Genomic DNA, 14,639 nt, shown 5'->3' with positions numbered 1-14,639 from the left:
CTTTGCGCAGGCGGCACCATGCCGCCACCGGGACTATTTTCATGCGCTGCACAACATTCCGCGATAGCATGTATGTCATGACATTCATGACTTGTATGCACCAATGGAAATTCTTGATGAAACGACGTTCAGCGGCCTGCGCGTACTGATGGCGGTGGTGGATGCAGGGAGCTTCGCACGGGCCGCGGACTTGCTCGATATCTCGCCGTCCGCAGTCAGCCGCGCCGTCAGCCGGTTGGAGGCACGGCTCGGCGTGCGGCTGTTCGAGCGCACTACGCGCAGCCTTGCGCTCAGCGAGGAAGGCTTGCGCTTCCAGCGCCAGGTGGCGCCCTTGCTGGAAGGCTTGCAGCAGGCGACGGCGGATGCGGCTTCCGGCGCCGGTACCGTGCGCGGGCGCCTGCGGGTCGACGCCGATCCTTTGTTCGCGGCGCTGGTGCTGGGCTCAGGGCTGGCGCGCTTCCTCGCGGCGCACCCGGCGCTGCAGGTAGAGCTATTACGGCGCGAACAGCCGGGCGACCTGGCGGCCGACGGCTGCGACTTGTCACTGCGTTTCGGCCAGCCGCGCTCCTCTTCGATGGTAGCGCGCAAACTGATGGAAACGCGCATCTTGACTGTGGCCGCACCGGCCTACTTGCGGCGCCAAGGCAGGCCGGCGGCGCCGCAGGAGCTGGCGCGGCACCAGTGCATCCAGTTCCGCAATCCCCATGACGGCTTGCCGTTTCCTTGGGAGTTCCACCGTGGCCGCAAGAAGCTGACGGTTGCCACCAGCGGGCAATTGATGGTGAACGATGCGGCGACCCTGCACAGCACTTGCCTCGGCGGCGCGGGCATCGCGCAAATCATTGAACTGGGTGCGGAGCGCTGGCTGGCCGACGGCAAGCTGGTCGAACTTTTTCCGGAATGGGCCGACGAACGTTTTCCCTTGTACGCCCTCTACCCTTCACGCCGCCTGCTACCACCGAAGACGCAGGCATTGCTGCAATTCGTCACCGACGAAATCAATCGGCATCGTGGAAAATGATGCCCAGGGTATGCCGATGGCCGCCGCGCAGGCGGCTGACGCCGTGCCGCATATTCACGCGGTAAGTGCCGCGCGTGCCCGGAACCGGGCGATGGAAGACCGGGAAAATCACGCAATCGCCCTGCCGCAAGGGCACCACCTCCACGCGCGATTGCATGCGCGGGCGCTGCTCGGTCAGCACGAACTCGCCGCCCTCGAAATCCTGTCCCGGCTGCGACAGCAGGAAAGCCGCCTGCAGCGGGAACACATGCTCGCCGTACAAGTCCTGGTGAAGGCAATTGAAATCCCCAACGCCATACTGCAGCAAGAGCGGCGTTGGCCGGGTCTGGCCCGCAGCGTGGCAGCGCGCGATGAAATCTTCATGCAAAGCGGGAAAGCGCGGCTCCAGCCCCATCGCCGCATACCAACGGTTGGCGATGGGCGCCAGGTGTGGGTACAGCGCACTGCGCAGTTCCGCCACCAGGTCCGGCAAGGGATAGCGGAAGTACTGGTACTCCCCCTTGCCAAAGCCGTAGCGCTGCATGATGACCCGGCTGCGAAACTGCTCCAGCCGCGAATATCCTGCCGCCAGCTGCGTACATTCCTCCGGCGACAGCACACCGCGCACCAGCGCACAGCCATATTCATCGAGATCCGCCGCGATACGCCGCCAATCGAAGGCCGCCAGGCGCGGCGAGCTCACCGCCGCAGGCTGCGGCGCGAACAAATCACCCGTCATGCGGCCGCCTCGTCCACCACAGAGGCTTCACGCTCAAGCAAAGCCGCCTTGCGCTCAACGCCCCAGCGGTAACCGGAGATCGAGCCGTCGTTGCGCACCACGCGATGGCAAGGAATCGCCACCGCGATCGCATTGGCCGCGCAAGCACCAGCCACCGCGCGCGCGCCGTTGGGCGCCCCGACCCGCTCCGCCAGTTCGGCATAGCTGACCGTCTCGCCGGCCGGAATCTCGCGCAAGGCTTGCCAGACGCGCTGCTGGAAGGCCGTCCCGCGCACGTCGAGCGGCAAATCCAGCCCGATCTGCGGCGCCTCCACGAAGGCAATCACACGCGCCACCACTTGCTCGTATTCCCCCTCCGCCCCGCGCAGTTCGGCCTGCGGGAAGCGGTCCTGCAAATCGTGCGCCAGCGCTTGCGGATCGTCGCCCAGCAAGATGCAGCAAATCCCGCGCTCGGTGCTGGCCACCAGGATCGCACCCAGCGAGCACTGGGCAATGGCGAAGCGGATCACCGCACCGCGTCCGCCCGCTCGCCAGGCCGACGGCGTCATGCCCAGCGCGCCCGGCGTGGTGGCGTAAAAGCGCCCGCTGGAATTGAAGCCGGCCGCGTAGATCGCATCCGTGACGGAAGCCTCCTCGGCCAGCCCCTGCTGCATGCGCCGCGCGCGCGCCGCCGCAGCGTAGGCCTTGGGTGTCAGCCCGGTCTGGGCCTTGAACACACGGTGGAAATGGAAGCGGCTCATGCCGCCAGCCGCGGCCAGGGCATCCAGGTCGGGGGTCGTTTCGGCAGCATCGATCAGGCGGCACACGTGCGCCACCATGGCCGCATGGCGCTCAGCCAGCGGCGGCTGGTCCGGCTTGCAGCGCTTGCAGGCGCGGAAGCCGGCCGCCTCGGCGTCGGCGATGCTGGCGTGGAAGGCCACGTTCTCGCGCAAGGCCGGGCGCGCGCCGCAGGATGGACGGCAAAACACGCCGGTACTGCGCACGGAATAGTAGAACAGGCCATCGGCCGCGCTGTCACGCGCCTGCACGGCGGCCCAGCGCTCGTTGTCGGTCAGGTAAGGATTCTTCGGCTTCATTCCAGGCTCCATTCGCTAGTATGCCACCATGCTAGCCAGCCTGCCGGGAGTGGGCACTCCGCCGCTTGCTATTGAATTCCCGGATGCTACAATCGCCGCACTTACCCGGAGAATGGTTTGGAAGAACAACTACAACACGACACGCCCATCTTTCAACGCATCAAAGACTTCCTGCTGGCGCAAATTGGCGCCGGCGCCTGGAAAGAAGGCGATGTCATCCCTTCCGAGCAAGCCCTGGTCAAGCAATTCGGGGTCTCGCGCATGACCGTCAACCGCGCCGTGCGCGAGCTGACCGCCGAAGGGGTGCTGACACGGCGCCAGGGCGCCGGCACTTATGTCGCGCCGCAAAAATACCAGGCCACCCTGCTGGAAATCAAAAGCATCGCCGACGAGGTGCGAGCCCGCGGCCACGCCCACCGCAGCACCCTGCAGTTGCTCGAGCGCGCCAAAGCCAACGACCTGCTGGGCAAGGCTTTCGACTTGCCAGCCGGCCACGAGCTTTACCATTCCGTCATCGTGCATTATGAAAACGGGGTGCCGATCCAGGTGGAGGACCGCTGGGTCAACCCGCTGTGCGCCCCCGACTACATGGTGCAGGACTTCAGCCAGGTCACGCCGAATGAATACCTGGTGCGTGCAGCCCCCTTGCAGGCTGCCAGCTACAGTATCGAGGCCCAGGTGCCGCCGCGCGAGATCGCCGAAATGCTGGCCATGGATGCGCGCCAGCCCTGCCTGGTGCTCAAGCGCCAGACACAATCGGCCGGGCGGGTCGCCTCGCTGGCCACCATGTGGCACCCTGGACATCGCTACCAATTTGGCGGCAGCGTCCCGGCTTGAGCAATGCTATAGTTGACTGCACGCCAGCGGCTGCTGGCCAGAAAGGGAAGCCTTGACGCCACCGAGCCTGAATGCCGCCCCGCCTGTCTTTGCCCGCGCCGCCTGCGCGCCTGCGGGCCTGCTGGTGCGCGTCCGGCCACGCCTGCGCACCCTGGCCCTGGCGGCCGCGTTTTTAGCCGCATCGTTCGGCGCCGTCCCTTTCGCCAGCGCCGCCGACGCCGTCACGGTCCAACTCAAATGGCAGCACCAGTTCCAGTTTGCCGGCTTTTACGCAGCCCAGGCGCAAGGCTATTACCGCGAAGCCGGCCTGGACGTGACGCTGCGCGAAGCCACGCCGGGCGCCGACACGCTGCAAGCCGTACTCGATGGCCAGGCCCAGTACGGCATCGGCAGCAATTCCCTGCTGCTGCGCCGCGCGCAAGGGGCGCCGGTGGTGGTGCTCGCTTCGCTGTTCCAGCATTCCTCGACCGCCCTCGCAGTGCGCCTCGATGCCGACGGCGCACGCCCGCCCTGGCCCGGTGCGCGCGTGGCGCTGGCGCCGGACGAAGCGGAACTGCGCCTGATGCTGATGCGCGCACACGTGCCGCTGTCCAAGCTCACCTTCTTGCCGCGCACCAGCCTGGACGACCTGGTGGCCGGTCGCCTCGATGCGATGTCCGTGTACAGCAGCGGCGCCCCTTACGAACTGCAGCGCGCCAATCTGCGCTATGAATTGCTGCTGCCGCGCAGCGCCGGCATCGATTTCTACGGCGACGTGCTGTACACCACCGAGGCCGAGCTGCGCGACCACCCGGCGCGCGCAGCCGCCATGCGCGCCGCCACCCTGCGCGGCTGGCGCTATGCGCTGGCGCACCCGCAGGAAATCGTCGACCTGCTGCGCGCGCGCTATCCCGAGCGCCGCTCGCGCGAAGCGCTGCTGTGGGAAGCGCAGCAAGTGCTGCCGCTCCTGGAACAGCATTTGATCGAACTCGGTTACAGCAACCCGCTGCGCTGGCAAGCCATCGCCGACCAGTACGCCGCCGGCGGCATGCTGCCCAAGGGTTACAAGGTGGACGGCTTCCTCTACCACGACACTGCCGCCACCCCGACCTGGCACCTGGCCCTGGGTGTGGCGCTGGCCCTCTTGGCCGGAGCCGCCCTGTGGCGCTTGCTGCGCGTTTCGCGCGCCCTGCGCGGGGCCGAGCTGCGGGTGGGCGACGCCGAACGCCTGGCCAGCTTTGCGCTGGAAGGCGCCGGTGAAGGATCCTGGGACTGGCAGCCGCAGGAGCCCGCCCTGCACCTGTCGGCGCGCTACTGCGAAATCCTCGGCTACGCGCCGGGCGAGCTGCATCCGGCCACCCTGGAACAGTGGCTGGAACTGGTGCATCCGGACGACCGCTCCCGCATCGCCAGCGAGATCGGGGCGCTGGACGACCCGGCCGTTGGCCGCACACCCTTCACCATGGAATTCCGCATGGCTTGCCGCGACGGCAACTGGCGCTGGGTGCTCGGGCGCGGCATGGTGCTGGCACGCGACGGCGCCGGGCGGCCGCTGCGCATGTCCGGCACCCTGGGCGATATTTCCGACCGCAGCGCGGCCGAACTGGCGCGCATGGCCGCCATGCTGGACGCCCTGCCCGGCGCCCTGCTGCTGGCCGAGCGCGGCGGGCGGGTGCGCCAGGCCAATGCCGCCGCCGAAAGCGTGTTCGCCGCCGAAACGGGCAAGCTGGCCGGCGCCTCGATGGAGCAGCTGGTCCCGGACGCCATGCGCGACACCCCGGGCCGTCCGCGCGAGCTGTTCGCGCGCCCGAAAATGCCGGGCCGCGTGCTGACCGCCCGCCGCAGCGACGGCGAATATTTCCCCGCCATGGTGCAGCTGGCGCCGCTGCAGCTGGGCGGGCAGGCCATGGTGCTGGTCTCGCTGCGCGACATGACCCAGCGCCAGCGCGCGGAAGAAGCACTGCAGGCATCGTCCGAACGCTACCGCCTGATCGTGCAGACGGCGGCCGAAGGCATCTGGATGTGCGACGCCAACGAGCAGACCAGCTTCGTCAACCCCACCATGGCCCACATGCTGGGCTACCAGGTCGAGCACATGATGGGCCGCCCCATGGCCGACTTCATGGACCCCGACTGCGAGGCCATGCGCCTGCGCCGCCAGCCCGGCGCGGCAGCGGCCAGCGAACCGGCCGAAGGCCGCTTCTACCGCCAGGATGGCTCCTCGCTCTGGGCCTTGCTCGCCACCAGCACCGTCAACGCCGACAACGGCAGCTATGCCGGCACCCTGACCATGGTCACCGACATCACCGACCGCCGCCTGGCCGAAGTAGCGCTGCGCCATTCCAACCAGCGCCTGGCCTCGGTGTTCAATGCCGTCACCAACGGCCTGGTGGTGTTCGACGCGGCCGGCAATATCGTCGAATGCAATGCCGCCGCCGGGCGCATGCTGGGGCGCGCGGCCGCGCGCGGCGCCGGCCAGTGGGACGGTGTGCACGAAGACGGCCGCCGCTACAGCGCGCCCGAGCATCCGGTGGCGCAGGCGCTGGCTTCCGGCCAGCCCGTGCGCGACGTGGTGATGGGGGTGGCCGGTGCCGGCGGCGACACGTGCTGGCTGTCGGTCAACGTCGAACCGCTGCGCGAGGAGAGCGGCCCGGGCAGCATGCTGGTGGCCAGCCTGACCGACATCACCTACCGCAAGCGCAGCGAAGACGCCCTGCGCCAGGGCGAGCAGCGCCTGCAGGAAATCATCCAGATGATGCCGATCGGCCTGTTCATCAAGGACAAGGACAGCCGCATGCTGCTGATGAACCGGGCCTGCGAGCAGCAGTTCGGCTACAGCTTCGATGAATTGAACAATGGCGACTACACCGCCTTCCACGCGCCGGAGGAGGCGGCTGCCTTCCGCGCCAAGGACCTGGAGGCCTTCGCCGGACACGCCCTGATCGATTACGAAGAAACCATCTGGAACCCGGCCCTGAACACCCAGCGCCAGCTGCGCACCTTCAAGAAGCCGGTGTATGACGCGCAAGGCGCGCCGGCCTACCTGATCTGCATGGCGATCGATATCTCCGACAGCAAGGCCAACGAACGCGCCCTGCGCGAGCTGAATGAGCACCTGGAAGAACGCGTGGCGCAGCGCACCGCCCAGCTGGAAGAAGCGCGCCAGCTGGCGGAGGAAGCCAGCGCCGCCAAAGGCCAGTTCCTGGCCAAGATGAGCCACGAGATCCGCACCCCGATGAATGGCGTGATCGGCATGGCCTACCTGGCGCTGAAGACGGAACTGGAACCGCGCCAGCGCGACTACCTGGAAAAGATCCGCTTCGCCGGCGAACACCTGCTGCGCATCATCGACGACATCCTCGACATCTCCAAGATCGAAGCGGGCAAGCTGGAGATCGAAGACGTCGACTTCTCGCTCGACCACGTGATCCAGACCCTGACCACGGTGGTGGCGCCGAAAGCGGCCAGCCGCGGCCTGCGCCTGTCGTTCGAGATCGACCCGGCGCTGCCGCCGGTCTTGCGCGGCGACCCGCTGCGCCTGGGCCAGGTCCTGATCAACTACGTCAACAACGCGATCAAGTTTTCCGAGCAGGGCAGCATCGAAGTGAGCGTGCGCCAGCTGCTGGCCGACGACATCGCCTGCCTCTTGCGCTTTGAAGTGCGCGACCACGGCATCGGCTTGTCGGAAGCGGAGCAGGGCAAATTGTTCCAGGCCTTCCAGCAAGCCGACACCACCATCACGCGCGAATACGGCGGCACCGGCCTCGGCCTGGCCATCTGCAAACAGCTGGCCCAGCTGATGGGCGGCGAAGTCGGCGTGCACAGCAAGCCGGGCGAAGGCAGCACCTTCTGGTTCACGGCGCGCCTGGGCGTATCGCCGCGCGGCCTGCCGGACGTGATCAACGAAGTCAACGCCGCCGCCGCAGCCCTGCTCGACAGCGCGCGCAGCACGGCCGCCATGTCGGCGCTGAAGGACGCCCGCATCTTGTTAGTCGAGGACAACACCTTCAACCAGCAGATCGCGCTGGAAATGCTGGAAGAAGCCGGCTCCTCGGTATGCCTGGCCAATAACGGCGCCGAAGCGCTCGACCTGCTGCACCAGGCCGATTTCGACTGCGTGCTGATGGACGTGCAGATGCCCCTGATGGACGGCCTGGAAGCGACGCGCCGCATCCGCGCCGACCCGGCCCTGGCCGCCACCCGCGTGCTGGCCATGACCGCCACCGCGACCAAGGACGACCGCGAACGCTGCCTGCAGGCCGGCATGGACGACTTCATCGCCAAGCCGATCCAGCCCGCCCTGATGTACCAGAAGATCGCCAGCTGGCTGCCCGAGCGCGAAGCCGGCGCCGCCAACGATGCCGCCGCCGCTGCGCCCCGTCCGAGCGGCCGCGCCGCCTTCCGCCCGACCTTGGCCGGCGACCCGGCCATCATCGACCTGTCGGTGCTGGCCCAGCTTTTGGGCTACCACCCGCACAAGATCCGCAAATTCGCCTTCAAATTCCTGCAGACGACGGAAGCGGGCTTCAACGAAATGGAAGCGGCGCTGGGCGCCGGCGAGCTGCAGAAAGTGCGCGAGCTGGGCCACCGCATCAAGAGCAGCGCACGCGCCGTGGGCGCCCTCGGCATGGCCGAACTGTGCCTGCAGCTGGAACAATTGGATCCGCAGGCCGGCGCCGCCAACGCGCGCAGCCTGCTCGACCGGCTATGGCCGCTCCTTAGCGCGATAAGCGAGCACATCATGACCAACACCACCTTTGCCGACGATGACTGAGACTCCTGCCACTCCCAGCACGCCCTTGCGCATCCTGCTGGTCGACGACGACCCCTTCATGCTGAGCATGCTCTCCGACATGCTGGAAGACCTGGGCCAGCTCAATGTACGCAGCGAAAGCGATGCCCGCCAAGCCCTGCTCGCGCTGCCGCAATACCGGCCCGACCTGCTGGTTTGCGACCTGTCGATGCCTGAAATGGACGGCATCGAATTCCTGCGCGAGGCCGCCAACAGCCGCTTCGGCGGCGCCGTGGCCCTGCTCTCCGGCATGGACGCCGGCATCCGCCAGGCCGCCGACACCCTGGCCCGCGCCCACGGCCTGGCCCTGCTGGGCACCCTGGCCAAGCCCGCCACCCCCGCCGCCCTGTCCGAACTGCTGACCCAAGCCGCCGCCCGCCGTGGCGAAAAAGGGGACAAAAAAGGGGACGTACCCCTTTAAAGGGGGCGTTATCCCCTTAAAGGGGTACGTCCCCTTTTTCGCGTTCCCCTTTTCGTCCCCTTTTTCGCCACGTACACACGCTGGAAAAATCGGTTATTATTTGGGCCATTCCCGCCCTGATTCCCTGTTGACTTCCCAGTATTGAATTAGCGCAGTTCGTCGCCAGATGGGCGATAACAGCAAGGGGTTTTCCCGGGCGACCACTACACAAGGAACAAAAATGAGCGACCTGATCAAACATATTACCGACGCATCCTTCGACACCGACGTGCTGAAGTCCGACCGCCCTGTGCTGGTGGACTTCTGGGCCGAGTGGTGCGGCCCTTGCAAGAGCATCGCCCCGATCCTGGAAGAAGTGGCCAAGGAATACGACGGCAAGCTGACCATCGCCAAGCTGGACGTGGACAGCAACCAGGCCGTGCCGGGCAAGTTCGGCATCCGCGGCATTCCGACCCTGATCCTGTTCAAGAATGGCGTGCCAGCCGCACAAAAAGTCGGCGCAATGGCAAAAGGTCAACTGACCTCTTTCATCGACAGCAATATTTGATGTAAGATAGGCGGTGCTGCGCCCGCAGCCCGCCTGAATGGCGGGGAAAGTGCCCAAAAACCTTTCCCCTTAATTAATTAGACCCACGTAGTTCCCTCCCCTACCCTTACTTTCCCGTCACGGGACACTCAAACAGCTATGCACCTTTCTGAACTTAAGGCTATGCACGTTTCAGCTTTGCTGGAAATGGCAATCAGCCTCGATATCGATAATGCGGCCCGCCTGCGCAAGCAGGAACTGATGTTCGCGATCCTGAAAAAACGCGCCAAGGCCGGCGAACAGATTTTCGGCGACGGCGCCCTGGAAGTCCTGCCTGACGGCTTTGGCTTCCTGCGCTCGCCAGACGCCTCCTATATGGCGTCGACCGACGATATTTATATTTCCCCGTCCCAGATCCGCCGCTTCAACCTGCACACCGGCGATTCGATCGAGGGCGAGGTGCGTACCCCGAAGGATGGCGAGCGCTATTTCGCCCTGGTGAAGGTGGACAAGGTCAACGGCGAATCGCCGGAGGCGTCCAAGCACCGCATCCTGTTTGAGAACCTGACACCGCTGCACCCGAACGTGCCGCTGCGCCTCGAGCGCGACATGACCGGCACCGAGAACATCACCGGCCGTATCATCGACCTGGTGGCGCCGATCGGCAAAGGCCAGCGTGGCCTCTTGGTGGCGTCGCCGAAGTCCGGTAAGTCCGTGATGCTGCAGCATATCGCGCACGCCATCACCACCAACCACCCGGACGTGACCCTGATCGTGCTGCTGATCGACGAACGTCCAGAGGAGGTGACCGAGATGCAGCGCTCCGTGCGCGGCGAAGTCGTGGCCTCGACCTTCGACGAACCGGCCACCCGCCACGTACAGGTTGCCGAGATGGTGCTGGAAAAAGCCAAGCGCCTGGTCGAAATGAAGAAGGACGTGGTGATCCTGCTGGACTCGATCACCCGCCTGGCGCGCGCCTACAACACCGTGATCCCGGCTTCGGGCAAGGTGCTGACCGGTGGTGTGGACGCCAACGCGCTGCAGCGTCCGAAGCGTTTCTTCGGTGCGGCCCGTAATGTGGAAGAAGGCGGCTCGCTGACCATCGTCGCTACCGCGCTGATCGAAACCGGATCGCGCATGGACGATGTGATTTACGAAGAGTTCAAGGGTACCGGCAATATGGAGGTGCACCTGGAGCGCCGCCTGGCCGAGAAGCGTGTCTACCCTGCGATCAACCTGAACAAGTCGGGCACCCGCCGCGAGGAACTGCTGATCAAGGCCGACCAGCTGCAGAAGATCTGGATCCTGCGCAAGCTGCTGTACTCGATGGACGAGATCGAGGCGATGGAGTTCATCCTCGACAAGATGCGCGCAACGAAGAACAATGGCGAGTTCTTCGAGATGATGCGCCGCGGCGGTTAATTCCGCCTGAAAAAGGGGACGTAACACATTATTCGCGACGCGAATAATGTGTTACGTCCCCTTTTTACGTTATAATCGCGAGTTCATTTAAACCCTGGCAAGTGATCAGCAATCGGGTCGAGAGGCAGTAAGGACCGACGAAGTGCTGTTTGGCTACCAATATTGAGAGAAAAGCATGAAAGCTGATACCCATCCAGATTACCGCGAAGTCCTGTTCCACGACGTGTCCTGCGACTTCAAGTTCATCACCCGCTCGACCATCCAGACCCGCGACACCGCGACCCACGAAGGTAAAGAGTACCCACTGGTGAAGATCGAGGTTTCCTCCGAATCGCACCCATTCTTCACCGGCCAGCACAAGATCGTCGACACCGCCGGTCGCGTGGAAAAATTCCGCCAGAAGTTCGGCAAAGTCGGTTCCAAGACCGCAGTTGCAAACGGCTAATCCCCGTCGCAGCGAAAAAAAGGCAGCCGCGGCTGCCTTTTTTCTTTTTACCCGTCATACTCCAGCTTTCCAAAGAATAAGCCCTGACCGATGAAGCCAGTCCGTCTTCCCGCCGCCGCCACCCGCACCCTGCCCCGCTGGGCGTTTTTCGCCCTGGGCTTGCTGTACATCCTGCCGGGCCTGATCGGGCGTGAACCGTGGAAGAACGATGACGCCGCCAGCTTCGGCGTGATGTGGACCATGGCCCACGGCAGCTGGCAGGACTGGCTGTGGCCGAATGTGGCCGGCATGTCGATGACCGACGAGGGTCCGCTGGCCTTCTGGCTCGGCGCGCTGGGCATCAAGCTGACCGGCTGGGCGCTGGGCGACGTGATGGGCGCGCGCGTCGCCACCCTGGGCATATTCCTGCTGGGCTCGATGTCGCTGTGGTACGCCACCTTCAACCTGGGCCGCCGTCCGGAAGCGCAGCCGTTGCGCCTGGCCTTCGGCGGCCAGCCGGAACCGGACGATTTCGGCCGTACCCTGGCCGATGCCGCCGTACTGATCTACCTTGGCTGCCTGGGCCTGCTGGTGCACAGCCATGAGACCACCGCCGAACCGCTTCAAACTTCCCTGCTGGCATTCTCGCTCTACCGCAGCGTACGCTATATGGAACTGCCGTCGCTGCGCAACGCCGCCCTCGCCGGCCTGTCCCTTGGCCTGCTGACCCTGGCGCGCGGCTGGGTCGTGCCGGTGGCGCTGGTGGTGGCCCTGTTCGCCTGCACCCGCTTCCTGGCCCTGCCGGCCGGCCGTTCGCTGCGCGACATGGCCTTTGCCGTGGCGCTGGCGGCAGGCGTGACGGCCCTGTGGGCGGTGCCGGTCCTGCTGGCTCGTCCTTACGGCCAGGTGCCGCTGGCGGCCTGGATGGCCTGGAACGAATCGCAGATCGGCCTGGGCAGCCTGGAAGGCGTGCGCGCCTTCTTCCGCGTCGGCGTCTGGTTCTTCTGGCCGGCCTGGCCGTTTGCCGCCTGGGCCGTGTATGCCTGGCGCCGCCAGAGCAACCTGCTGCATATCGTGGTGCCGACCACCTTCGTGACGGTTGCCACCCTGCTCGTACTGCTGAACCCGGCGCCGGAACAGGGCCAGTTGTTGATGCTGCTGCCGCCGCTGGCCATCATGGCCGCTTTCGGCCTGCTGACCATGAAGCGCGGCGCCATCAACGCCATCGACTGGTTCAGCGTGATGGTGCTGACCCTGTGCGCCGCCGTGATCTGGATCTTCTATTACGCCCAGCTGACCGGCTGGCCGGCCAAGCCGGCGCACAATGTGCTGAAGCTGCTGCCCGGCTTCACCCCGGAAATGAACTGGCTATCGCTGCTGGTGGGCCTGTGCGCGACCGCCGGCTGGTTCGTGCTGGTGCACTGGCGCCTGTCGCGCCGCCCGGCCGTGCTGTGGCGTGCCGTGGTGCTGTCGTCTGGCGGCCTGATCCTGATCTGGATCCTCCTGATGACCCTGTTCCTGCCGAATGTGAACTACAGCAAGAGCTACGCCACGGTGGCCCGCCAGGCTGCGGCGGCCTTGCCAGCCGGTACAGATTGCGTGCAAAGCAATGTCACGCCGGCCCAGCGCGCGTCCTTTGCTTTCTTTGGCAAGATTCCATTCAACGGGGTCGAGAATCGTGCCTGCAAGGTCATGCTGTTGCAAGATAGCATCAAAGATCGTGCCCGCAAGCAACAGCCAGGATCCCAGTGGCGCCTCCTCTGGGAAGGGCAGCGCGCCTCTGACCGCAGCGAGCGCTTCCGCATTTTCCAGCGCCGCACGGACCAAACAGACTGATTGTCCGCAGACCCGCCTCCCTGCTATCCTGTAACCGACGATAGCAAAGAGGTAGGCATGGCAGTAGGGGTAATGTATCTGGCAATGTTGCTGGCCGCCGGCACACCGGCGCTGGCCGCTCCGCCCTTGGTCATCACTGCGGAGCATTCGCCGCCGGCCAGCATGAAGGTCGACGGCCAGGTAGTGGGACGCGAGGGCGAGAAGATCCGCGAAATGCTGGCGCGCGCCGGCTATGCCTACAGCATCGACGTGCTGCCCTGGAAGCGCGCCTTCACCATGGCGCAGCGCGATCCCTATACCTGCGTCTATTCCACCTCGCGCACGCCGGAGCGTGAACTGCAGTTCAAATGGGTCGGCCCGACAGATGAAGCGGAATGGGTGCTGATGGGACGCGCCAACCGCAAATACAATGTGCATACCCTGGATGATGCGCGCACGCTGCGCATCGGCACCTATAACGGCGATGCACGCGATGAATTCCTGCGCGCGCGCGGCTTTGACGTCGATGGCGCTTCCGACAATGCCGCCAATCCGAAAAAGCTGCTGCTCGACCGCATCGACTTGTGGGCGGTCGGCATGCGCAATAATGACCGCAGCGCGCTTGCGCTCAATTTCGACGTCGGCCAGATCGTGCCGGTGCTGACTTTCCACCACGTCAAAGTCTATCTGGCCTGCAATCCATCGGTGCCGGACGCCATGGTCGAGCGCATGAATGCCGCCCTCGACAGCATGCGCAAGGATGGCACGTTCAGCAGGCTGGATAAGAAATACGAGCAGTGGCAAGCCCACAAATAAGCTCGCTCGCAATCTCCCCTTTATCCGGTTTGATTTCCATCAAACGAAGGCTTGAAAGACCTGCTCACGAGCTTGCCTGAGGACGGCGGGTTGCCGCACACTGCAGTGGTGACCAATTAATCAACCACGCTGCGGCAGAAGGAGGTCTTCGCATGCCCCCCATCTTTCAAAAGACGTTTGCCGGCCTGGCTCCGCAATACTACTTTCGCCAAATGTTCTTCGGCTTGTTGATCCTGGCATTGATTGTCTTCGCGGTGACCAGAAGTCCCCGGACAGTGCCCATGGCGACCTGGCTCTACCTCACCGCCAGCTGTCTTCTCTACCCCTACTCACGCTTCGTCTACGAGAGCATCGTTTCCTTCATCGTGGGCGAGAACGTTTTTTTTGGCAGTGCAGTCTTGATGCTTAGCGTAAAGCTCGTGACCATGCTGATGTGCTGGACGCTTTCAATTTTCATCGCGCCAGTCGGTCTTTTGTACCTCTACTTCCACCATAGCAGAGCGCAACGCTAAGCTGGATTTCGCATTCGAAGCCCCCGGGATAATACTCCCGGGGGAAGACCACGCAGCGTTTATGGCGTCAGGGAGAAGTTGACGTTCTGCTGGCCGCCGGCGCTGACATCGACCGCTGCGATCGACTTGGCGGTGTAGCCGGTGGCGGAAGCATCCACCTTGTACTGGCCTGCGCCCGGCACGGCCGTGGCAACAGCGAAGGACAGCGGCAGGGTCGCGCTATAAGCTGCGTAGCGTGGCGCCAGCGAAGGCAGTCCCACCATGGTGTAGGCGCCGCCGC

At 65.0% G+C, this 14,639-nt stretch carries 13 protein-coding genes; 10 read left to right on the top strand and 3 right to left on the bottom strand.

Translation table 11 applies throughout. The annotated features are described in order from the left end of the window. Window positions 1-103: 103 nt before the first annotated feature. The gene (locus tag GM658_RS26960) at window positions 104-1,021 is read left to right on the top strand and encodes a LysR family transcriptional regulator (RefSeq protein WP_155457203.1); all 918 of its coding nucleotides are present in this window, start codon (window positions 104-106) and stop codon (window positions 1,019-1,021) included. Here GM658_RS26960 and GM658_RS26955 read toward each other — a convergent pair. Together GM658_RS26955 and ada are read right to left on the bottom strand one after the other, a co-directional pair. After that, on the bottom strand, window positions 999-1,739 hold the full coding sequence (locus GM658_RS26955; protein WP_155457202.1) for a 2OG-Fe(II) oxygenase: 741 nt from the start codon (window positions 1,737-1,739) through the stop codon (window positions 999-1,001). The two genes, GM658_RS26960 and GM658_RS26955, sit on opposite strands and share 23 nt — an antisense overlap. Next, a complete protein-coding gene (gene ada / locus GM658_RS26950) occupies window positions 1,736-2,815 on the bottom strand; it encodes a bifunctional DNA-binding transcriptional regulator/O6-methylguanine-DNA methyltransferase Ada (RefSeq protein WP_229417090.1) in 1,080 nt (359 codons plus the stop codon). The genes GM658_RS26955 and ada overlap by 4 nt, the downstream gene beginning before the upstream one ends. A gap of 117 nt (window positions 2,816-2,932) precedes the next feature. Here ada and hutC point away from each other — a divergent pair, with 117 nt between their 5' ends. The 9 genes from hutC to GM658_RS26905 all read left to right on the top strand — a co-directional run bounded on the left by hutC (window position 2,933) and on the right by GM658_RS26905 (window position 14,359). After that, window positions 2,933-3,652 (top strand): histidine utilization transcriptional repressor HutC, encoded by a 720-nt coding sequence (hutC, locus tag GM658_RS26945; protein WP_155457200.1) that lies wholly within the window; start codon window positions 2,933-2,935, stop codon window positions 3,650-3,652. A gap of 52 nt (window positions 3,653-3,704) precedes the next feature. After that, window positions 3,705-8,405: a PAS domain S-box protein gene (locus GM658_RS26940; RefSeq protein ID WP_155457199.1), complete on the top strand. Its 4,701-nt coding sequence runs from the start codon at window positions 3,705-3,707 to the stop codon at window positions 8,403-8,405. Continuing rightward, window positions 8,398-8,844 carry a response regulator gene (locus tag GM658_RS26935; protein WP_155457198.1) on the top strand — a complete coding sequence of 149 codons (447 nt, stop codon included), beginning with the start codon at window positions 8,398-8,400 and terminating at the stop codon, window positions 8,842-8,844. Before GM658_RS26940 ends, GM658_RS26935 begins: the two co-directional genes overlap by 8 nt. Window positions 8,845-9,064: 220 nt before the next feature. Next, entirely contained in the window at window positions 9,065-9,391 is a 327-nt protein-coding gene (gene trxA, locus GM658_RS26930) for a thioredoxin TrxA (protein WP_055933746.1), read from the top strand. Between the two features lie 138 nt (window positions 9,392-9,529). Next, a complete protein-coding gene (rho, locus tag GM658_RS26925; protein WP_130310289.1) occupies window positions 9,530-10,792 on the top strand; it encodes a transcription termination factor Rho in 1,263 nt (420 codons plus the stop codon). Window positions 10,793-10,967: 175 nt separating this feature from the next. Continuing rightward, a complete protein-coding gene (locus tag GM658_RS26920) occupies window positions 10,968-11,237 on the top strand; it encodes a type B 50S ribosomal protein L31 (RefSeq protein ID WP_130310288.1) in 270 nt (89 codons plus the stop codon). Window positions 11,238-11,327: 90 nt separating this feature from the next. Next, window positions 11,328-13,052, top strand: a complete 1,725-nt coding sequence (locus GM658_RS26915) for an ArnT family glycosyltransferase (RefSeq protein ID WP_155457197.1) — start codon at window positions 11,328-11,330, stop codon at window positions 13,050-13,052. A 57-nt stretch (window positions 13,053-13,109) separates the two neighbouring features. Continuing rightward, on the top strand, window positions 13,110-13,847 hold the full coding sequence (locus tag GM658_RS26910) for a substrate-binding periplasmic protein (RefSeq protein ID WP_229417089.1): 738 nt from the start codon (window positions 13,110-13,112) through the stop codon (window positions 13,845-13,847). Window positions 13,848-13,999: 152 nt separating this feature from the next. After that, a complete protein-coding gene (locus GM658_RS26905) occupies window positions 14,000-14,359 on the top strand; it encodes a hypothetical protein (protein WP_155457196.1) in 360 nt (119 codons plus the stop codon). A 59-nt stretch (window positions 14,360-14,418) separates the two neighbouring features. Here the strand turns inward: GM658_RS26905 and GM658_RS28965 are convergent. Continuing rightward, window positions 14,419-14,639: peptidase associated/transthyretin-like domain-containing protein (locus GM658_RS28965; protein WP_229417088.1), on the bottom strand; the 221-nt coding region annotated here is incomplete at its 5' end.

This window comes from Massilia eburnea, from assembly GCF_009720745.1.
Taxonomy (GTDB): domain Bacteria; phylum Pseudomonadota; class Gammaproteobacteria; order Burkholderiales; family Burkholderiaceae_D; genus Rugamonas; species Rugamonas eburnea.
This window is presented reverse-complemented; position numbering and strand designations above follow the sequence as displayed.